The organism is Nocardiopsis algeriensis (assembly GCF_014203695.1).
In the GTDB taxonomy this organism is placed as follows: domain Bacteria; phylum Actinomycetota; class Actinomycetes; order Streptosporangiales; family Streptosporangiaceae; genus Nocardiopsis; species Nocardiopsis algeriensis.
On the sequence record NZ_JACHJO010000007.1, the window covers coordinates 208,776 to 227,819 of the forward strand.

The 19,044-nt window shown below is 69.4% G+C and carries 20 protein-coding genes and 1 pseudogene; 9 read left to right on the forward strand and 12 right to left on the reverse strand.

Features of this window, described 5'->3' with window-relative positions; all coding sequences use genetic code 11:
* The first annotated feature begins 30 nt into the window (after nt 1-30).
* From FHS13_RS12960 to FHS13_RS12980, 5 genes are all read left to right on the forward strand, one after another.
* Complete coding sequence (locus FHS13_RS12960; RefSeq protein WP_184291941.1) at nt 31-939, forward strand: cation diffusion facilitator family transporter; 909 nt, start codon at nt 31-33, stop codon at nt 937-939.
* A gap of 64 nt (nt 940-1,003) precedes the next feature.
* Nucleotides 1,004-2,443 carry a TrkH family potassium uptake protein gene (locus tag FHS13_RS12965; RefSeq protein ID WP_184291943.1) on the forward strand — a complete coding sequence of 480 codons (1,440 nt, stop codon included), beginning with the start codon at nt 1,004-1,006 and terminating at the stop codon, nt 2,441-2,443.
* A 29-nt stretch (nt 2,444-2,472) separates the two neighbouring features.
* The gene (locus tag FHS13_RS12970; RefSeq protein ID WP_184291945.1) at nt 2,473-3,147 is read left to right on the forward strand and encodes an NAD-binding protein; all 675 of its coding nucleotides are present in this window, start codon (nt 2,473-2,475) and stop codon (nt 3,145-3,147) included.
* Between the two features lie 91 nt (nt 3,148-3,238).
* The gene (locus FHS13_RS12975; protein WP_184291947.1) at nt 3,239-4,231 is read left to right on the forward strand and encodes a metal ABC transporter substrate-binding protein; all 993 of its coding nucleotides are present in this window, start codon (nt 3,239-3,241) and stop codon (nt 4,229-4,231) included.
* A 338-nt stretch (nt 4,232-4,569) separates the two neighbouring features.
* Complete coding sequence (locus FHS13_RS12980; protein ID WP_184291949.1) at nt 4,570-4,800, forward strand: DUF397 domain-containing protein; 231 nt, start codon at nt 4,570-4,572, stop codon at nt 4,798-4,800.
* Between the two features lie 194 nt (nt 4,801-4,994).
* On the opposite strand, the pseudogene FHS13_RS12985 reads toward FHS13_RS12980, so the two are convergent.
* Both FHS13_RS12985 and FHS13_RS12990 read right to left on the reverse strand, forming a co-directional pair.
* Nucleotides 4,995-5,843, reverse strand: a pseudogene (locus FHS13_RS12985) (helix-turn-helix domain-containing protein).
* Nucleotides 5,844-6,096: 253 nt separating this feature from the next.
* Complete coding sequence (locus FHS13_RS12990) at nt 6,097-6,594, reverse strand: ATP-binding protein (RefSeq protein ID WP_184292141.1); 498 nt, start codon at nt 6,592-6,594, stop codon at nt 6,097-6,099.
* Nucleotides 6,595-6,929: 335 nt separating this feature from the next.
* Between FHS13_RS12990 and fabG the strand changes: the two genes are divergently transcribed.
* Complete coding sequence (gene fabG, locus FHS13_RS12995; RefSeq protein ID WP_184291951.1) at nt 6,930-7,688, forward strand: 3-oxoacyl-ACP reductase FabG; 759 nt, start codon at nt 6,930-6,932, stop codon at nt 7,686-7,688.
* A gap of 157 nt (nt 7,689-7,845) precedes the next feature.
* Here fabG and FHS13_RS13000 read toward each other — a convergent pair whose 3' ends face one another.
* The 6 genes from FHS13_RS13000 to FHS13_RS13025 form a co-directional block, all read right to left on the reverse strand.
* On the reverse strand, nt 7,846-8,790 hold the full coding sequence (locus FHS13_RS13000; RefSeq protein WP_343065010.1) for a serine hydrolase: 945 nt from the start codon (nt 8,788-8,790) through the stop codon (nt 7,846-7,848).
* A 67-nt stretch (nt 8,791-8,857) separates the two neighbouring features.
* Nucleotides 8,858-9,508 (reverse strand): CbiQ family ECF transporter T component, encoded by a 651-nt coding sequence (locus FHS13_RS13005; protein WP_184291953.1) that lies wholly within the window; start codon nt 9,506-9,508, stop codon nt 8,858-8,860.
* Nucleotides 9,505-10,185, reverse strand: a complete 681-nt coding sequence (locus tag FHS13_RS13010; protein ID WP_184291955.1) for an energy-coupling factor ABC transporter ATP-binding protein — start codon at nt 10,183-10,185, stop codon at nt 9,505-9,507. The genes FHS13_RS13005 and FHS13_RS13010 overlap by 4 nt, the downstream gene beginning before the upstream one ends.
* Nucleotides 10,185-10,811: a biotin transporter BioY gene (locus tag FHS13_RS13015; RefSeq protein ID WP_184291957.1), complete on the reverse strand. Its 627-nt coding sequence runs from the start codon at nt 10,809-10,811 to the stop codon at nt 10,185-10,187. Before FHS13_RS13015 ends, FHS13_RS13010 begins: the two co-directional genes overlap by 1 nt.
* A gap of 315 nt (nt 10,812-11,126) precedes the next feature.
* Nucleotides 11,127-11,648, reverse strand: coding sequence for a hypothetical protein (locus FHS13_RS13020; RefSeq protein WP_184291959.1), 522 nt, complete (start codon nt 11,646-11,648; stop codon nt 11,127-11,129).
* Between the two features lie 279 nt (nt 11,649-11,927).
* Entirely contained in the window at nt 11,928-12,848 is a 921-nt protein-coding gene (locus FHS13_RS13025) for a helix-turn-helix domain-containing protein (RefSeq protein ID WP_343065011.1), read from the reverse strand.
* Between the two features lie 218 nt (nt 12,849-13,066).
* Here FHS13_RS13025 and FHS13_RS13030 point away from each other — a divergent pair, with 218 nt between their 5' ends.
* The 3 genes from FHS13_RS13030 to FHS13_RS13040 are packed head-to-tail and all read left to right on the forward strand — an operon-like array spanning nt 13,067 to nt 14,132.
* Nucleotides 13,067-13,573: an ATP-binding protein gene (locus FHS13_RS13030; RefSeq protein ID WP_184291961.1), complete on the forward strand. Its 507-nt coding sequence runs from the start codon at nt 13,067-13,069 to the stop codon at nt 13,571-13,573.
* Nucleotides 13,570-13,797, forward strand: coding sequence for a hypothetical protein (locus tag FHS13_RS13035; RefSeq protein WP_184291963.1), 228 nt, complete (start codon nt 13,570-13,572; stop codon nt 13,795-13,797). The genes FHS13_RS13030 and FHS13_RS13035 overlap by 4 nt, the downstream gene beginning before the upstream one ends.
* Complete coding sequence (locus tag FHS13_RS13040) at nt 13,794-14,132, forward strand: hypothetical protein (RefSeq protein WP_246405266.1); 339 nt, start codon at nt 13,794-13,796, stop codon at nt 14,130-14,132. The genes FHS13_RS13035 and FHS13_RS13040 overlap by 4 nt, the downstream gene beginning before the upstream one ends.
* Before the next feature lie 133 nt (nt 14,133-14,265).
* On the opposite strand, the gene helR is transcribed toward FHS13_RS13040, so the two are convergent.
* From helR to FHS13_RS13060, 4 genes are all read right to left on the reverse strand, one after another.
* Nucleotides 14,266-16,419: an RNA polymerase recycling motor ATPase HelR gene (gene helR, locus FHS13_RS13045; protein WP_184291965.1), complete on the reverse strand. Its 2,154-nt coding sequence runs from the start codon at nt 16,417-16,419 to the stop codon at nt 14,266-14,268.
* Between the two features lie 358 nt (nt 16,420-16,777).
* On the reverse strand, nt 16,778-17,212 hold the full coding sequence (locus tag FHS13_RS13050) for an antitoxin YezG family protein (protein WP_184291967.1): 435 nt from the start codon (nt 17,210-17,212) through the stop codon (nt 16,778-16,780).
* A 465-nt stretch (nt 17,213-17,677) separates the two neighbouring features.
* Entirely contained in the window at nt 17,678-18,055 is a 378-nt protein-coding gene (locus FHS13_RS13055) for a DUF6507 family protein (protein ID WP_184291969.1), read from the reverse strand.
* Nucleotides 18,056-18,159: 104 nt separating this feature from the next.
* Complete coding sequence (locus tag FHS13_RS13060) at nt 18,160-19,044, reverse strand: Imm49 family immunity protein (protein ID WP_184291971.1); 885 nt, start codon at nt 19,042-19,044, stop codon at nt 18,160-18,162.

Here is a 19,044-nt window from a genome sequence, read left to right on the forward strand (position 1 = left end):
TTTTTCGGAGAACACCACCGGGGGGAGACCATGGGAGCCGGGCACGACCACTCCGTCACCGCGGGAGCGGCCAACCGGGGACGCCTCGCGGTGGTCCTCGGCCTCATGCTCGCCGTCGCCGTCGTGCAGGTGATCGGCGCGGCCCTGAGCGACAGCCTCGCCCTGCTCGCCGACGCCGGGCACACCGTCACCGACTCGTTCGGAGTGGCCCTCGCCCTGATCGCCGTGTGGATCGCGGCCCGCCCGCCCCGGGAACCGAGGACGTTCGGCTACCAGCGGGCCGAGATCCTCGCCGCGGCGGCCAACGCCGTCGTCCTGTTCGTCCTGTGCGGGTTCATCGTCGTGGAGGCGCTCGAGCGCCTGCGCTCCCCCGCCGAGGTCTCGGGCCCCGGCATGGCCGCCGTCGCCGCCGTCGGCCTGGTCGCCAACATCGCAGCGGCACTCGTCCTGCGCTCGGGAGCCAAGGAGAGCCTCAACGTCCGGGGCGCCTACCTGGAGGTGATCAGCGACGCGCTCACCTCCACCGGCGTCATCGCCGGCGGCCTCGTCGTGTGGCTGACCGGCTGGCACCGGATCGACACCCTCGTCTCCCTGCTGATCGCCGCCATCATCGTGCCCAGGGCCTGGTCGCTGCTGCGCGAGGCGCTCCACGTGCTGCTGGAGGCGGCCCCGAGCGACGTGGACCTGGCCGAGATACGGCGGCACCTGCTCGAACACCCCGGTGTGGTCGACGTCCACGACCTCCACGTGTGGACCATCACCTCGGGCGTCCCCGTGATGTCGGCGCACGTGGTCGTCCCCGAGGAGTACCTGAGCGACACCGGCCGCATGCTGGACGAACTCCACGAGTGCCTCGCCGGGCACTTCGACGTCGAACACTCCACCCTGCAGCTGGAACCGCCCGGCCACGCCGACCACGAGGGCGCCCGCCACGCCTGACCTCTCCAGGGGCTGGCACAATCGGTCTGTTCAGCAAGGCGCGTGCGAATCGGCGGATGCGATCATGAGGCAGGTTCTCGACCTGGCCAGAGCCCACCCGGCCCGGGTCCTCGCCCTCGTCAAGGGGTTCCGTCCGCGGGGGCTGCTGCCGCGCCGCAGGCAGCGGCGCGAGGACATCCCGGTGCGCCAGAACAGCTGGTGGAAGCCGGCGCGGCTCTTCGTCCTCCTGTTCCTGGCCGTGGACCTGGCCGGGACCGCGCTGCTGATGACGCCCCTGGCCGGCGACCTGACCTTCGTCCAGGCCTTCTTCACCTCGACCTCCGCCCTGGCCGTGTGCGGTCTGAGCGTGATCGACCTGGGCCGCGACCTGACCGCCTTCGGCCACCTCGTCGTCCTCGTCCTCATCCAGGTGGGCGGCATCGGGATCATGACCATGGCCTCCCTGATGGGCGCCGCGATCATCCACCGCTCCAGCCTGCGCATGGACCTGGGCGTGCAGGCCGAGAGCCGGTCCCCGGCCATGGGCGACACCGCGGGCATCGGGATGCGCGTGATCAAGACGTGCGCGGCCATCGAGGGGATCACGGTACTGCTCGTCCTTCCGCGCATGTGGCTGGGCTACGACATGGCGTTCCACGAGGCCCTGTACTCATCCGTGTTCCACGCGGTGTCGGCCTTCAACAACGCGGGACTGTCGCTGTACGGCGACAGCCTCACCCGCTTCTCCGGGGACGCGTTCGTCCTGTTCCCCCTCGCGGGCGCCGTGATCCTGGGCGGCATCGGCTTCCCCGTCCTCATCGAGCTGCGCCGGCACCTGCGGACCCCGCGGCGCTGGACCCTGCACACCAAGCTCACCGTCACCACCAGCGCGATCCTCTTCCTGATCACCATCGTTCTGGTGGTCTTCATGGAGTGGAGCAACCCCCGGACCCTCGGCGAGCTCGGCTGGTGGGCCCGGATCACCGACGGCACCTTCCACGGCATCATGCCGCGCAGCGGCGGGTTCAACGTCGTCGACACGGGAGCCATGCACGACTCGACACTGCTGCTGACGATCATGATGATGTTCGTCGGCGGCGGCAGCGGCGGCACCGCCGGAGGCATCAAGGTCGGCACACTCGCCGTGATCTTCCTGGTGGTGTGGTCGGAGGTGCGGGCCCACGACCGCATCCACGTCTTCGGCCGCAGGCTTCCCAACGAGGTGGTCCGCCAGTCCCTGAGTCTGACCTTCCTGTCGATGACCTTCATCGCGGTGAGCACCGTGGTGTTCATGCACACCACCCCCTTCTCGTTCGTGGAGGTGCTCTTCGAGGTGGTCTCGGCCGTCGGTGTGGTGGGCCTGTCGACGGGCATCACCCCGGTACTGGCCCCCTGGGCCCAGCTCCTGCTCGCCGTCCTCATGATCGCGGGACGGATCGGGCCCATCACCTTCGCCACCGCGATCGCCTTCCGCGAGCGCAAGCGCCGCTACGACCTGGCCGAGGCGCGCCCGGTCATCGGCTGACCCGCCCCCACGACACCCGAGGAGCACCCGTGCCCCATCAGCAGAGCAAGGCCAAGGACAAGAGGATCCTCGTGATCGGCCTGGGCCGCTTCGGCAGCTCCCTGGCCCTGGAGCTGGTCAACCACGGCTGGGAGGTGCTGGGCGTGGACTCCAGCCCGCGCCTGGTGCAGACCTACGCCGACGCACTCACCCACACCGTCATCGCCGACGCCACCGACGAGGAGTCGCTGATCCAGGTCGGCGCGAACCAGTTCCACCGGGCGGTGGTCGCCATCGGCACCCACCTGGAGGAGAGCATCCTGACGACGTCCCTGCTGGTGGACATGGGGGTTCCCGACATCTGGGCCAAGGCCGTCAGCCGCCGCCACGGGCGCATCCTGGAGCAGGTGGGCGCCCACCACGTGGTGCTGCCCGAGCACGACATGGGCGAGCGGGTGGCCCACCTGGTCTCGGGCCGGATGCTCGACTACGTGGAGATGGAGGAGGGCTTCTCGCTGGGCAAGACCCGCGCGCCCAAGGAGCTCATCGGCCGGCCCCTGCGGGAGACCGGGGTCCGGCAGAAGTACGGGATCACGGTGGTGTCGGTCAAGCGGCTCGACACGGAGTTCACCTACGCCACGGAGGAGACCGTGCTCCACAAGGGCGACGTGATCGTGGTGGCGGGGCGCACGGGGGACGTGGAGCGGTTCGCCGAGGTCAACTGACGGGCGGCGGACCGCCCGCGTCCGCGACCGTGCGATCCCGGGACCAAGCGGGCAAATTGACAACCGTTTTCATTTTCCTGAAAATGGACCCATGCGAACTGGGACGACCCTGCGGACCGCCGCCCTCGGCGCCGCCGTACTGATGATGGCCACCGCCTGCGGAAGCGGCGACGGGCAGGCGGGCGGGGACAACCCCTCCCCCGAGGAGACCGACCTGACCGTCGTGACCGGCGTCTACCCGCTGGAATGGCTGGCCCGGCAGGTGGGCGGGGACCGCGTCGCCGTGACGCAGCTGACCGAGCCGGGCGCGGAGCCCCACGACCTGGAGCTGACCGGGCGCCAGATCGGCACCGTGGGGGAGGCCGACATCGCGCTCTTCGTCTCGGGCCTCCAGCCCGCGGTGGACGAGGCCGTGGCCCAGCAGGGCGGCGAGCGCGCCCTGGACATCGCCGACGTCGTCGAGCTGCACCCGGCCGGGGACGACGGCCACGACCACGGCGGGGAGGAACACGGGCACGAGGAGGAGGACGGGCACGAGGAGGAGGGCGGCCACGACCACGGCCCGCACGACCCCCACTTCTGGCTCGACACCGAGCTCATGGCCCAGGCCGCCGAGGCGCTGGCCGACCGGATGGCGGAGGCGCACCCCGCCGGCGCCGACGCCTACCGGGCCAACGCCGAGGCCGTGGTCGCGGAGCTGGAGGCGATCGGCCAGGAGTACGACGACCGGCTCTCCTCCTGCGAGCGGCGCGAGTTCGTCGTGGGGCACAGCGCCTTCCACTACCTCGCCGAGCGCCACGACCTCGAGCAGATCGGGATCAGCGGGACCGACCCCGAGGGCGAGCCCGCCCCCTCCCAGATCGCGGCCATCGCCGACACGGTGGACGAGCACGGCATCGACACGGTCTTCACCGAGCCGCTCATGCCCGCCTCGACCGCGGAGACCATCGCCGCCGAGACCGGCGCGGACGTGAAGGTGCTCGACCCCTTGGAGGGCATCACCGAGGACTCGCCCGGTGACGACTACCCGTCGGTCATGCGGGGCAACCTGGAGGCGCTGGCCGGGGCACTGGGCTGTTCCTGAACCCCCTATATCATCCTCTGTCATAGCTTTCAGCATCTTTCGCCGCGACAGGCGCGGAGAGAACCTGCGAACGGGCCCCTCCGGGGTGGAGCGATCCACCCCGGAGGGGCCCGTTCGCGCACTTCCCGTAGCACCGTTTGTCCTGTTCAACCCGTTTGCGCAGCCCCCCACATCACCGACCGCAGACGGTTGGGTCACGTACTTGCTTCTGAGTCGAAAACCCTCCTACAGGTGGTGGGTATCACGCTATGCTGGGGACCGCGTTATTGCTTATGCACGTGCATATGGCAGTGCAGAAGCACATTCATGCACCCCCTCGAGATCCGAAGGAGCAACACATGGCCCACAACGGCATCAGCGCCTCCGAGCTGACCGGTGTCGCCTGGCAGAAGGCCAAGCGCAGCAATTCCCAGGGCGCCTGCGTGGAGATGGCCCGACTGGACAGCGGAGCGATCGCCGTGCGCAACTCACGCTTCCCGTCCGGTCCGGCGCTGGTCTACACCCAGGAGGAGATCGACTGCCTCATCCTGGGCGCCAAGGACGGCGACTTCGACAACTTCCTGAGCTGAGCGGGAAGAACACGGCATCACCCCCGTATCCGCGGGAAGGACCGCCCGCGGGGCAGGTCCTCCCGCCTGCGCCGACCCGGCTGCCCTGTGCCCTCTCGGGGTCGGTGAACGCCGAAGGGGCCCGCTTTTTCGTCGCGGGCCCCTTTGCTTTCGGGGTGGCGCGGCCCTGCGGGGCCGCCGGGAGGAGGTTCGGGTCAGGTGCTCTCGGAGCGGGGGAGGTCGGCGAGGACGCCTTTGAGCAGTTCCACCGTCTCGTCGGGGGTGGCGGCGGAGACGCTCAGGCGGGTCATGGCCTTGGTGTAGGCCTCGACCACGGAGCGCTTGTCGTTGAGCTCGCCGTCGTGCAGGCGCTCCAGGTAGACCATGTCCGCGAGCTCGTAGTCGGAGTAGCGCAGCAGGGTGAAGGAGCCGGCCTCGGCCGCGTGCGCGCCCACCTCGAAGGGGATGATCTGGAGGGTGATGTTGTCCTTGGTCGTGCTGAGGCGGATCAGGTGCTCGATCTGGCGACGCATGACGCCGGGGCCCTTGGTGGCGATGCCGATGGGACGGCGCACCGCCGCCTAGTCGAGGATGACCCACATGCGCATGGTGTCGTCGGTCTCCACGCGCCTCTGTCTCTTGAGCCGCGCCTCCAGCCGTTGCTCGGCGACGGCCTCGACCTCCACGCCGTTGAAGATCACCTCGCGGGCGTACTCCTCGGTCTGGAGCAGGCCGGGCACGAACTGCGACTCGTAGATGCGAATCTGGTCGGCGGCCTCCTCAAAACCGATGTAATGGGTCAGCCACTTGTGGAGGGAGTCGCCGTACTCCTTCCACCACCCCGGCTTGTTGGATTCCTTGGCGACTTCGAGCATTTCCTTGATCGTGCGGCGGTCGGCGCCGTACAACTTCAGGAGATCCTCGATATCGCGGAGCTTGAAACCGACGCGGCCGAGTTCCATCCGGCTGATCTTGGACGCCGAGGCCCGAATCCGGTTCCCCGCTTCCTCACGACTGATACCGCGCTGTTCGCGACGGCTCCGGAGCTCGTGTCCGAGTAGCATGCGACGCACTGTGGGCCCACTCCCCTTGCGCAGTCGAGCGATATCCACGTTCGCCGCCTCCTTGTTATTCTTCCGGACAAGGGTAACCCGTTCCCCGGGACACCTTTGCCGTATGGACCGACATCCGTGTACACGATATATCCGGTACCCCGTCGGACCGGTGTCTTCCGCTTCTCCTACACCCCTGGTGCCCCTCCTCGGAGGGGTCCGACCGCAGGGCGGCTGCACGGCCGGCGGGTGCGGAGACGCCGACTCACACGAATTGCGCCCAAACGAACTTTCCGCCCGGTGGCGTGGGAATCACTCCCCACTCTTGCGCGAAAGCACTCACGAGGGCAAGCCCGCGACCGCCTTCCAGGACCGGATCTGCTTCACGCCTGCGCGGGAGACCGTCCCCGCCGTCGCGAACGGCGCAGATGAATTCTCCCCCGCTGCGCATGAGCGAGAGTTGAATACCCCCGTCACCGTGACCGGTCAAGGGCAGGGGCCTGCCGTGCCTGACCGCATTGGTCACCAATTCGGAAACCACGACGGTGACATCACTCGACAGGCGCTCCATCCCCCATTCGCTCAGGAGGGCCCCGGAAATCTCGCGTGCCGCGGCGACCGCGTGCGCCTTCGGCTCGAAGGTCCAGGTGAGGGCATCGTGCCGGTCACCGCAGACAGGCGTGTTCCAGCGGCGGGACCCCTGCGTCAGAACGCTGAACCACCAGCCCCCGACCGGCTCCGCCACCGCCTCCGCGCACTCCATGCCTTCCACTCCTCCCCGATGCCCCGTGCACGACCGGTACCGCGCAGGGACCGCACATCCGCATGTCACACGCGGATCACATAAAGCCCGTGCTTCTGCACAGATCGAATGCACGTGCATCCTGGCTTTGTACCGACATCGTAGGCCAACCTCCGGCGCCGTGCAGGCAAACGCGGGAGCCGGACCCGGCGCCATGCGAAATCCGGGTCACGCCGCCGGGAAGCAGGTGGAGTATGTCGGGAACCTCCCTCCATCACACCCCCGCCGGGTTACCGACCGGTCGGAATGTCCTAGGATTTCTTCGCGCCCACCACGTGAACAATGGAGGTAACACCATGTCCCCAACGCCTCGTGTGGCCATCGTGACGGGAGCGGCCCGTGGTATCGGCGCCGCCACTGCCGAGCGCCTGGCGCGTGAGGGCCGCGCCGTGGCCGTACTGGACCTGAAGGAGGCCGACGGCCAGGAGGTCGTCGACCGCATCACCGCCGCCGGCGGCCGCGCCGTCGCGGTGGGCTGCGACGTCTCCGACGAGGACCAGGTCAAGGCCGCGGTCGACACCGTCACCGAGCGGCTGGGGGCGCCCACCGTCCTGGTCAACAACGCCGGCGTGCTCCGCGACAACCTTCTGTTCAAGATGTCGGCCTCCGACTGGGACACCGTGATGGGTGTGCACCTGCGGGGCGCCTTCCTCATGAGCCGGGCCGTCCAGTCCCACATGGTCGAGGCCTCGTGGGGGCGCATCGTCAACCTGTCCAGCTCCTCTGCGCTGGGCAACCGCGGCCAGGCCAACTACTCCGCGGCCAAGGCCGGCCTCCAGGGCTTCACCAAGACCCTCGCGATCGAGCTGGGCAAGTTCGGCGTCACCTGCAACGCCGTGGCCCCGGGCTTCATCGAGACCGCCATGACGGCGGCCACCGCCGAGCGCATCGGGATCAAGTACGAGGACATGAAGGCGTTCAAGGCCGCCGAGATCCCCGTCCAGCGGGTGGGCGTGCCCGAGGACATCGCCAACGCGGTCGCCTTCTTCACCGGTGAGGAGGCCGGGTTCGTCTCCGGCCAGGTTCTGTACGTGGCCGGCGGCCCGCTTTGCTGACGCCACCGGGACCGGTGGCCTGACGGCCGCCGCTCCTCCCGGACACCGCTCCGGCGCCGCGGGGACGACATGTCCCGCGGCGCCGGACTGCTTTCAGGGGGCCGTCCGGGCGCCCCCTCCGGGAACCGGCCGGCGGCCGCTCCCCCGCGGCGTGCGGTCACGGGATCTCCGCCGGCTCCTCCATGGCTCCGGTGACCGCGCCGATCAGCTCCTCGGCCAGGTCGATGCCGGGTCCGTAGCCCGCGTGGCCGTCGGAGAGCACCGCCACGAGGTACTCGCGGTCGGGGCCGGCCACGTAGCCGACGCTGTTGATCGCCCACAGGCCGCCGTCGGACTCGCGCGGCGTCCAGCCGTTCTTGAGGCCGACGGTGTCGCCCTCCGACGCCGCGGCCGAGACACCCCAGGCCTGTTCGGGGGCCACCGACTCCATCAGTCCGCGGATGTGGGCACGGTTGTCCGCGGTGAGCGGGCCCTCGTCGGTGTACAGGGCGCGCAGCAGCCGGATCTGGTCGCAGGCGGTGGTCAGGGTGCCGCCCCACACCGCGCGCGGGTGCGGGTCGGTGCCGGTGAGGCCGAACCGGGCGGCTGCCTCGGTGAAGCCGGGGTTGTAGCCGATGCGCGCGTAGAGGCCGTTGGTGACCTCGTTGTCGCTGTAGCGGATCATCTGCTCCACCTGCCACAGCTCTCCCTCGGTGAGCTCGCGCCCCTCCTCCTGGGCGTGCAGATGGAGCATCGCCAGGATGAGCAGCTTGGAGACGCTGGCGGTGGCGAACTGCTCCTGGCAGTTGTGGCTGAAGGCGGTGCCGGTGCGCAGGTCCTGCACGGCGATCGCGTAGCGGGCGCCGGTGCCCTCCCCCGCCGCGTCCACCCGGTCGGCCAACCGGTCCCGCTGCGCGGAGGTGAGCACGGAGCTCCCGGGAGCGGCCACGGGTTCGGCGGGAAGGGGCATCGGGGGCGCGAACGCGACGGCGGCCTCGGGGGCCGGCTCGGGCACCCCGGCCGCGGAGGAGGCCCCGGACAGGCCGAGCAGCATGGCCAGGCACAGAGCGACGGCCGTGGCCGCGGTGGACAGGGCAGCGGCGGTGGAGGAACGCCGGGGCACGTGATCACCGTCTCGCGGAACGGTCGGGGGAACGGACTCGGCCCATTATCCAACGAAACGGACGAAATCAGTCAGCCGATACCCGATCGGTACGGGAACCGTATTCGCCTCGCGTGTCCTCGTCGATGCCGCGAGCCACCAGCGCCTCACCCGTGGCCTCGGCCATCCGCAGCAGCTGGACGATCACCGGCACCACGAGCAGGTGGGGCCTCCCGGAGAGGCCGCGCGCCCGGTAGCCCTCGCGGGCCGCGCGCCAGGCCGCGGCCACCATCGGGATGGAGCGGACGGTGAGCGCCAGCACCAGGGCCACGCGGTCGGAGTTCACGCCGATCCGGGACAGGGGGCGGCACACGCGCTCGAAGAGGTCGAGCATCTCGCGCACACGCGTGGTGAGCGTGACGGCGTTGGCCAGCAGCACGAGCGCCAAAAGCTGGGCGGCCAGGCGCAGACCGGTCTGCCAGTCCCCGAAGAAGGTCTGGAAGAGGGCGATGGCCAGCACGAACGGCCACAGTGACCGCACCACTCCCCCGGCGTGGCGCAGCGGCAGACCCACCACCGGGTAAAGCGATATCGCGGCGGCCAGCGCGCCGACCGCGACGCGGTGGTCCGCGAAGGCGACGAGGGCGACGCCCACCGCCAGCAGGACCAGGATCTTGGCCCCGGCGGGCACCCGGTGGAGGGGGCCGCTGCCGGGGACGTAGAGGCCGACCGTGTTCACCTCGCGTCCATCAGTTCGGTGTAGTGGCCGACCGCGTCGGCGGGCGGACCGTCGAAGACCACGCGCCCGCCGTCGACGACCAGGACCCGGTCGAAGCCGGGAAGCAGGTCGAGGTCGTGCGTGAACAGGACGACCTGCTGCTCCAGCCCCTCCAGGACCCGGTGGACCATGCGGGTGTTGCGCAGGTCCAGCAGGGTGGTGGGCTCGTCGCACACCAGCACCTGGGGCTCGGTGGCCAGGACCGAGGCCAGCGCCAGCAGCTGCTTCTGCCCGCCGGACAGGAGGTGCGCGGGGTGGTCGCGGTGGTCGGCCAGGCCGTAGCGCTCCAGATAGGCGTCGACCCGCCGCGCCGTCTCGGCGCGGCCCAGCTTGAGGGAGCGCAGGCCCACCTCGACGTCCTCGGCGACCGTGGGCATGATGATCTGGTTGGCCGCGTCGGAGAAGACGAAGCCGACCCGGCGCCGGATGTGCCGGGCGTGGCGCCGGGTGTCCCACTCCCCCAGCGTCACTCGGCCCTCGTCGGGGACGACGAGGCCGTTGAGGGTGCGGGCCAGCGTGGACTTGCCCGATCCGTTGGCCCCGATCACGCCGATGCGGTGCTCGGCGAGGTCGAGGGTGACCTCGCGCAGCGCGACGCGGTCGCCGTAGGAGTGGGACACCCCTTCGAGGCGCAGCATCAGGCCGACTCGCCCTTCTCCTCCAGGACGGGCCGCCCGGCAGGGGGAAGGGGGTAGGCGCGGTGGACGGCGGCGGCGATGAGCGCGGTCACGACGGCCTTGGCCAGGTCGCCGGGCAGGAAGACGAGCATCGAGTAGGCGGCGGCCAGGACGCCGTCGCCCAAGGCCACCGCCATCCAGGGCACGCCGATGGCGTAGATGACGAGGATGCCGCCGACGACGTTGATGGCCAGACCCATCCAGAGGCGGTAGCGGCCGCCGCGCACCATCAGGTCGGTGAGCAGGCCGATGACCAGGGCGGCGAAGATCCAGCTGACGACGAATCCGGCCGAGGGCCCGGCCAGCACGGCCAGTCCGCCGCGCCCGCCGGCGAACAGGGGAAGCCCGGCCAGACCAAGCGCGAGGAACGCGGCGACGGCGAGCGCGCCCCGCTTCCAGCCGAGGAGGGCGGGGGCGAGCATGATGCCGAGCGTCTGGAGGGTGACCGGCACCGGCGAGAACGGGATGGGGATGGCCACGGCCACGCTCATGGCCGCGACCAGTGCGGCGAACACGGCGATGAGACCGAGGTCGCGGGCGGTGAGGCCCCGGTACCTGACGTGCTTCTTCGTCCCGGCGGTGGGCATGGGTGTTTCCCCTCGTGAGGCGGGCGGAACATCCCCATTGTCGGCGACGCGCACCTGCCCGGGGGAGGGCGGGGGGCACAGAAGCGCGCGGGCCGGGTTTGTGGACATCGGCCTGAGACCCGGGTCACACCGGAGGCCGGGCGGTGAACGCGGCCCGGGACCGGCGGGGGCGCGGGGACCGGTCCCGGAGGCCGGGCGGGCGACCGGGGGCCCGGAGACCAGGCGGAAGGCACAGGCGGTCGAGCCCCCGCCCGGGTGCGGGGGTGGTGTGGAAGCGGTGGGGAAGGTGTGCCGGGGGCACGCTCCCGGAGCGTGTCAGCTGCCGGCGGCGTCGAGGGCGTCCAGTTCGGCGTCGCTCTCGGGTGCCTTGGGGATGTCACCCAGATGGTCGAGCAAGGTGCCGCGGTAGACGGCCGCTCTGCCGACATCGATCGTGCCCGTGGTCGAGAGCGCGAAGCCGCCGCCGCGTTCGTACATGCGCATCAGCGGCTCGAACGGGTCGGGCAGGTCCGGCAGCACGGCTCCCTCGTCCCGGGCCGCGGCCAGGTGCAGCGCCCAGACGCAGGTGTGGCCGACGGTGTAGAACTGCCGGACGAGGGCGGGGCTCTCCAGCACACCGCTCACGACCTCGTCCGCGGCGCGCACTCCGGGCGCGGCGAACTCGGCGATGTCGTAGAACGGCCAGCCCTGCGCCTCCAGGGTCCGGGTCCACACGGCGGCACGGCGCAGGTACTCGCGCATCAGCGCGACACGCGACCGGGTGCGGTCGAGGTTCCTGCTCCAGTCGATCGCATGGATGCGGACGGCGAGGTCGCTGACCGCGGTGGTTCTGCTCATCAAGACTCCTTCGCTCGGGGCGTCGAGGCGGCTGCCGGGTTCCTCCCCGCAACGGCCTTGCGGCCGGAACCGGCCGCCGACCACCCGACGGCGTGCAGTTGGGCCGTGCCCGTACCGCCGTGATCTTGCTCGTGGCGGTGATACCGAGCGACGACACCACCACCAGGAGCAAGATCACGGCAGGGGGAATGACCGCGGAGCGGGACGGGCCGCTGGTGTGCACGTGCCCGAGGAGGTCCGCAAGGGCGCGCACGGGTGCGGCTACCCGGGCTCCTGGCCTCAGGAGTACTTGGCGAGCGCGCGCTCGACCAGAGCCGCTGACGCCTGCGGGTCCAGCGCCTTCTCGCTCAGGGCGTCGAAGACCTGCGTGTAGTAGGCGACCTCGGCCGGATCCTCGAAGTAGAGCGCGCCGAGGCCGTACTCCACGTATGCGACGTCGCCATACGTGATCGGATCGAGCCCGGAATCCGGAAACGAGAAGACCGTGAACGAGCCGAAGGCGGCCGGGTTCGCCCCTGCTGTGAACGGCAGAACGCGGCATGCCACGTTCGGCAGGTCGCAGCACTCCCGAAGCCGCCTCAGCTGAGCCTCCATGACCTCGACTCCACCGATCTCTCGATGGAGCGCGGCCTCACTCAGGACCACAGACAGCTCAGGCGGGTTCTTCGCGGTCACCCGCTCCTGACGGGCCTTGAGCAGAGCCGCGTGCTCACGAGCCCCTTCTTCAGAGGAGGAAGCGCCGGCCACCCCCTCAAGGGCAAGGGCGTACTCCTCCGTCTGAAACAGGGCAGGGATGGCCTCCACCTGGTGGCCGCGGATGACCGAGGCCTCGGTCTCCAGTCCCACGTAGGGCTCGAACCAGTCGGGAATCGACTTGTAGGAACGCCACCAGCCCCGCCGGCGGGCAGTGTGGGCCAGCTGAAAAGCTGCCTCGCACTCCTCTTCCGACGCTCCGTAGAACTTCATGAGGAGCTGGGCGGAGCCGGGTTGGACCCGCGTCACGCCGCTCTCGATACGGCTGAGTGTCCCTGCGTGCATGCCTGCGTGGTCGGCCGCCTTCGCCGCCGTGATGCGTGCGCCTTCCCTGCGCTGCCGCAACCACCTGGCCAGGGTTCTGCGCGCAACCGTGGGGCTGGCGTCTGCCACCCGACACCTCCCAATGCAGACATGGACGTCCTCAGTGTCGTTGAACCAATACACGGCGCCAACTTTTCACAAGTTGTGATTTAGAGGAATCTTCTAGAGAGCCTTGCAGGTGGCTGCATTGAGATGCATACTAACAGTGATGTCGCTCCTCCCCTGAGCTATGGCAGGGAGCATCGGAGCAGGGCATCTTCCATAAAAAAACGGCCCTGACCAGGTGTTACCGCACCCGGCCAGGGCCTTGGCCCCCGACCTGAGACGACAGGTGAGGACCCATGTCCAACCGTACCGTTCCTACTCCCTCCGAGCGTCGGCGGCGTCTGCCGTTGCGGCGCTGTTCCTTCCGGTTCGTCGGACGGCCCGAGAGCGTGAAGGACGCCCGCGACTGGCTGGAGCGCAAGCTCACCGTCTCCGGCGCCCCCGAAGAGGCCACCGCGAACGCCCTGCTCCTCCTCTCGGAGCTGGCGACCAACAACATCCGCCACGCTCCCACCGACAGCACCAACAGCGCCGGCCGCGGCGACTTCTACGTGCGCGTGTTCTTCTTCCACCGGTGGCTGCGTGTGGAGGTCCTCGACGCCTACCGCCGTACCCCTGCCCTGCGCATCGTCAGCCCCGAGGCCGGCGCCGAGAACGGACGCGGCCTGTTCCTGGTGAACGCGCTCGCCTCCCGCTGGGGGCGCTTCCGGTCCGTGAACGGGCCGGGGGTGTTCTTCGAACTGCGCTGGGACAGCCCCGAGGTCCTCGACAACGTCCTCCCCCTCCCCCGGAACGGTCGGTGAGTGCCGTGAAGGGATACAGCCTCAGGCCCAGCGAGACCGTGGTGCGGCTGCGCAAGGAGTTCCCCCACTTCCTGATCTGCGAGCTGAGCGGAGAGCAGGGGCGCTCCTACTTCATCGCGACGAGCGACCCGGCCACCGCCGGCGGTCGGCCCCAGCTGATCGTGCGCGAGGGCGCCGAGGAGCTCCGGCAGGCGCTGAGCGTTCTCGGGGGTGGCGCGGCATGAGCGCGACCATGACGACGCGGGCGCCGAAGACGTCCGTCACCCACCAGCTGCACCGCCTGCGAGCCGCGTACCGGCACCGGGGCTGGACCCTGTGGCACGGCAACGCGACCGGACAGTACTGGGCGGCGCACACCGGGCAGATGGTGATCCTGAGCGGTGACAGCGCCCAGGAGCTGGAAGCCAGGATCGAATGTCTGGAGCAGAGCAGCCGACCGTCGGAAACCACCCTGGCCCGCCTGGTCCAGGCCCGGCGGACCGGAGCCCTGCGCCTGTCCCCGAGGCCCCTGCCCCGCGGCTCCCGGGCCTGGCACGGAACGGCAGCCGTCAGGACGTGACGGCAGACAGCGGTTGACCGCTGCGGCCCGGGAGACGGTGGCGCTCCCGGGCCGCCTGGTGTCCCGGCGCGCCCGGGAGCCGGGAAAGCCGGTGGTGGCGGTGACGGCCGAGGCTGCCGGGACCGGGGCACCGTCAGGAGCTGGTGAGGACGACGAGCCGCTGTGTCGCACGGGTCATCGCGACATAGCGGTCGACCGCTCCTTCGACACCCTCCCCGAACTTCTGCGGGTCGACGAGGACGACCAGGTCGAACTCCAGCCCCTTCGACAGCTCCGGGGGCAACGACCGGACCCGGGACGTCGCCCGGAACTCCGGTGCGCCGATGACGCAGGCGACGCCCTCGGCGTTCCCGGCGAGCCAGGTGTCGAGGACCGTGCCCAGCTCGGAGACGGATCCGTACACGACCGGGATACCGCTGCTGCGGACGGAGACCGGCACGTTGGCATCCGGAAGCGCCTCCCGGATGACCGGCTCGGCCTCGGCCATGACCTCTTCCGGTGTCCGGTAGTTGATGCGCAGGGAGGCCGACTCGATCCGGTCGAACCCGACCCGTTCAAGCCGTTCCTCCCACGACTCCGCGAACCCCGATCTGGCCTGGGCGCGGTCCCCGACGATGGTGAAGCTCCGTGACGGGCAGCGCGCCAGCAGCATCTGCCACTGCGCGTCGGTCAGTTCTTGGGCCTCGTCCACGACGATGTGTGCGAACGGGCCGACGAGCAGGTCGGGGTCGGCGGTGGGGAGCGCGCCCTCGTCGACCAGGCTGTCCCGGAGATCCTGGCCGCGCAGCATCGTCACCACGCCCTCCCCGTCGTCGTCGGCCGCGAGCAGGTTGTCGATGACGTCGGCCATGCGCTCGCGTTCCGCGGTGACGACAGCGTCGTGCCGCTGCCTGCGCCGTGACGTCTCGGGGTCGCCGAGCCGGCGGCGCGCCGCGTCCAGGAGCGGCAGGTCGGACACCGTCCAGGCCTGGGCGTCCTCGCGCTGCAACGCGCGGATGTCGGCAGGGTCGAGCCAGGGGGCACACTTGCGCAGGTAGGCGGGCACCGTCCACAGGTCCGAGACGAGGTCGGTCGCCTCGATCAGCGGCCATGCGCGGTAGAGGGCCCCGCGCAGTTCCGTGCTCCGCATCAGCGACCTGCGCAGCAGATCGGGCGGAACGTCGCCGTCGTCGCCGTGCTTGTCCACCAGGATCGCGACCAGTTCCTCCAGGATCTGCTCGCGCGCCTCGTTGTGCGGCGTGTTCGGCCCGGGCGCCTCGAACGCCTCGGCCCAGTCCTCGGCGCTCAGCCGGACATCGGCCCACTCGGTCCCGATCGTCATCCCCTCGGCGGGCGGCTGCTCGTAGAACCTGACGGCCGGCTCGATCGCCTTCACCAGGTCTGCGGACGACTTCAGGCGGGCCACGTCCGGATCGCTCTCGGCCCCCGCCGAGGACCCCTCGGGGACGAGGTCCTCCAGGGTGCAGGTCCGCACCCCCTCCTCCCCGAGGCTGGGGAGGACGTCGGCGACATAGGCCAGGTAGGGCTGGTGCGGTCCGACGAACAGCACGCCGCCCCGCCGGTGGCCGAGCCGGGGATCGGAGTAGAGCAGGTGGGCGGTGCGGTGCAGGGCGACGACGGTCTTTCCCGTTCCCGGCCCGCCGTCGACGACGAGAGTGCCACGGGAGCCCGCCCGGATGATCGCGTCCTGGTCGGCCTGGATGGTGCCGAGCACGTCGCGCATCCGGCTCGACCGGTGGGCGCCCAGGCTCGCGATGAAGGCGGACTGGTCGTCGAGCGCGGCATGCCCCTCGAACCCGTCCTCGGTGAACACCTCGTCCCAGTAGTCGCTGACCCGGCCGCGGGTCCAGCGGTACCTGCGGCAGCCGGCCAACCCCATCGGATTGGCATGGGTGGCCGCGAAGAACGGTTCCGCCGCCGGGGAGCGCCAGTCGACCAGGAGTCGGCGCCCCTCCCCGTCGGTGAGGCCGAGCCGCCCGATGTACACGGGCGCGGAGTTGCCCGTGGCGACCATGCGGCCGAGACACAGGTCCAGGCCGAAGCGGCGCAGGGCGCGCAGGCGCGCTGTCAGGCGGTGGACCTCCATGTCCCGTTCCACGACCTCACGGCCGTTGCCGCCGGAGGTCCTGCGTGCGGCATCGAGGCGGTCGGACAGGTCGGCAATGCTCTGCTCGAGGCTCTCCGCGATGGCCGTGAAGTGCCGCTCGTCCTCGGCGATCAGCACGGGATCGGCCTTGGCCGCCAGGCGTTCGGGGATGTCGAACGCACTGTCCGTCGTTGGTTTCACAGTGTCTCCCGTGTCATTTTTTCCGGCCACGGTCGACGATTGTGCGGTACGACGGGGGTCTTGCCGCAAGCCCCGGTGTGCGCTATAGATTGAGAGTGGAGAGAGGCGTCCAGAACCCTCTCTTCTTTTTTGTCCGCTGACGGCAGCGGTACCGGCGGCAGGACGGGATGTCCCCGAAAAATCCGTGCAGTGCATGGAGGGCGGGTGTTTCCCCTCCTCTTCCCGAGGGCCGCAGCAGGATCGGTCGCTGTCCACGACCCGGCCACCGGTTGGTGTCCTGGCCGGGACCGACCTGCCGGAACGGCGCCCCGCCCGCCTACCGGGTGGAAGGCCTCAGCGTGGACCTTCCCTCAGAGGATCACTGCTCTTCCTGTGCCTGGCGAAGTTTCTCCCGCAGCCAGTCAGACATGTACTCGGGGTCGCGAGGAAACTTCCGCAGCTCTAAGGCATAGCTACCCGGGTCCGCAGGGAGAGGGTGGATTCCCACTTCCCCGTCATAATTGAACGATGCCTTGAATCTCCCAGGCCGGGCTATGTTGATCACCATGGAGAGCCACGTACCCTTCCCCTCCTGGTACATTCCCTCTTTGAGTGACCTCGCTTTTTCCCTCACAGAACCCGGGTGGCGTTTCCGTACCGTCTCCCCGCTTTCGAGAGTCACAAGGTTTTCGCTCGCAGCAACCCCTCCGATATATTCATACCTGTAGTTCATTTCCTTCCAGCCGCCGGGTACGGAGTCAATGAGCTCCGCAGCCATCTCGCGAATCAATTCTTCCTGTCTGGACGCATCCACAGGCTTCTCCTTCTTACCTCCCCCGAGGGGGCCTCGTAGTGCACGAACGTCTGGCTCTGCCCACCTGGACGGCAGGGTTACGGTGCCCGCCCCCATGGCCCGCACCGACCTGTCGTACGCGTACTGCAGCGGCGACGCGAGGCATTCGACGCCCCTCGCCCGCATCGGCGAGCTGCGGTTCCTGGGGCGGGTCCGGGGTGCCCCGCTGGGACGGGCACTACGAGGGCCACGTCCGGGAAGGCTCACTGTCTCACCACACTGACCGTGTACTTATAGCTCGCTTGGAACATCGAACCGAGCTATAAGTACAAGATCATCCAGGTCAGGGCGCCTCTCATCAGGCCGACAGCGTTCTCGGTGGGTCTGTGAGCGCGCACCTTCCGGACAGAGCGACCGCCGGGCCGGGTTGCGGAGCCGAACCCGGCCCGGCGAGGCTCCGCGGTCCCCGCGAAGCGCGGCCAAGTGCTACAGGATCATGTTGGGTCCGCCGCCCTGGGTCGGGGCTGGGGGCGGATCGGGGATCACACCGGCGTTCTCCTGCGCCTCCAGCGCCATCTCATGGTTGCCGTTGACATAGGCGGTAGTGGCATCGCTGGCACCCGTGATACCGCTGCAGGTCAGGGCGACCATGTCACCCATGACCCCGAAGTAGTGCCCGGCGAACTCCCCCAGGGCAATGGCGATCGGCGTGCTGTGGGTATCGGTGCTCAACGACATCAGGCACTCCTCGATGGCACTGATGTGCCCGACCAGGCCATCGGTACCGCCCTCCTCACCGATGTGCCCTGCGGTCGCGGACAGGACACTGCCCACATCGACAGGGTTGATGTCCCAGCTGGACACGTGGTCGGCTCCTCACATCGTCGCGGACGAAAAGGGGATGGATTGCCCCCGCACCGGATACGGAGGCGGGAGCGGGGCCGGCCCCGGGGGCCGGGCAGACATGGTCAGACGGGGAACTCGCCGTACCAGGAGCGCTCCACCAGGTGCTTGGGCAGGTACTCCGACTCCACTTCCAGGCGGAAGTCCGGCGACCGCTGGGACTTGTCATAGGCCAAGCACGCCCACGCCAACAGGGACAGCGGGACGATACCCCGGACTCTGTTGTCGTCCTTGCGCTCGTCGTAGTAGCGCTTGTGACTCTCCAGCGCGTACACGAGGGCCTCGTTGAACTTGTCCGAATCCCCCATCAACAAACGCCGGAAGACCTCCATCGGCGGGAAAGCCAACAGGTCGAGCGCATCCCCGCCGAAAGCGCCCCTGCTCGGGCTCGACAGCTCCATCGCCCGGCGCAGCTCATCCACCAGGTCCGGTGTGCCATTCACATACGCCTGCAGCGCCGAGATCCAGTGGTAGGTGTACTCGTTGTAGGTCACCTTCGCGCCCTCGGCTGCTTGCCGCAGACGTTCCACCGGCACACGGCACAGAGCCTCAGCACGCGCGTTGTCACGGCACACCACCGCCAGGAGGAAGGCATTCTCCCAGTTGTCGGGATCAGCGCAGTAGAGCATCCCCGGAGCCTTGAGCCGACGCACCTTGTGATCGATCAGGCACTCGACCACAGAACCCTTCTCCGCCTCGGAAAGAGCGAACACCGCGCTATGGAGCTGCATGGCAGCAGTCCACGACTCCCACGTCTCCACCATCGCAGCCTGCGGATCCAGCAGAATCATCGTCTCGGCCAGGTCGCGGACAGGGAAGAGATCCAAATCGATGTTGGAGCAATCCCGCTCCAGTTCAGAGAAAAGTTCTTTCCGGCGCCCTGTCTTATGGTCGATGTACTTCTGACTAACTCCATGCGCCATCTCATGTCGGGCGATGTATGCACTCAC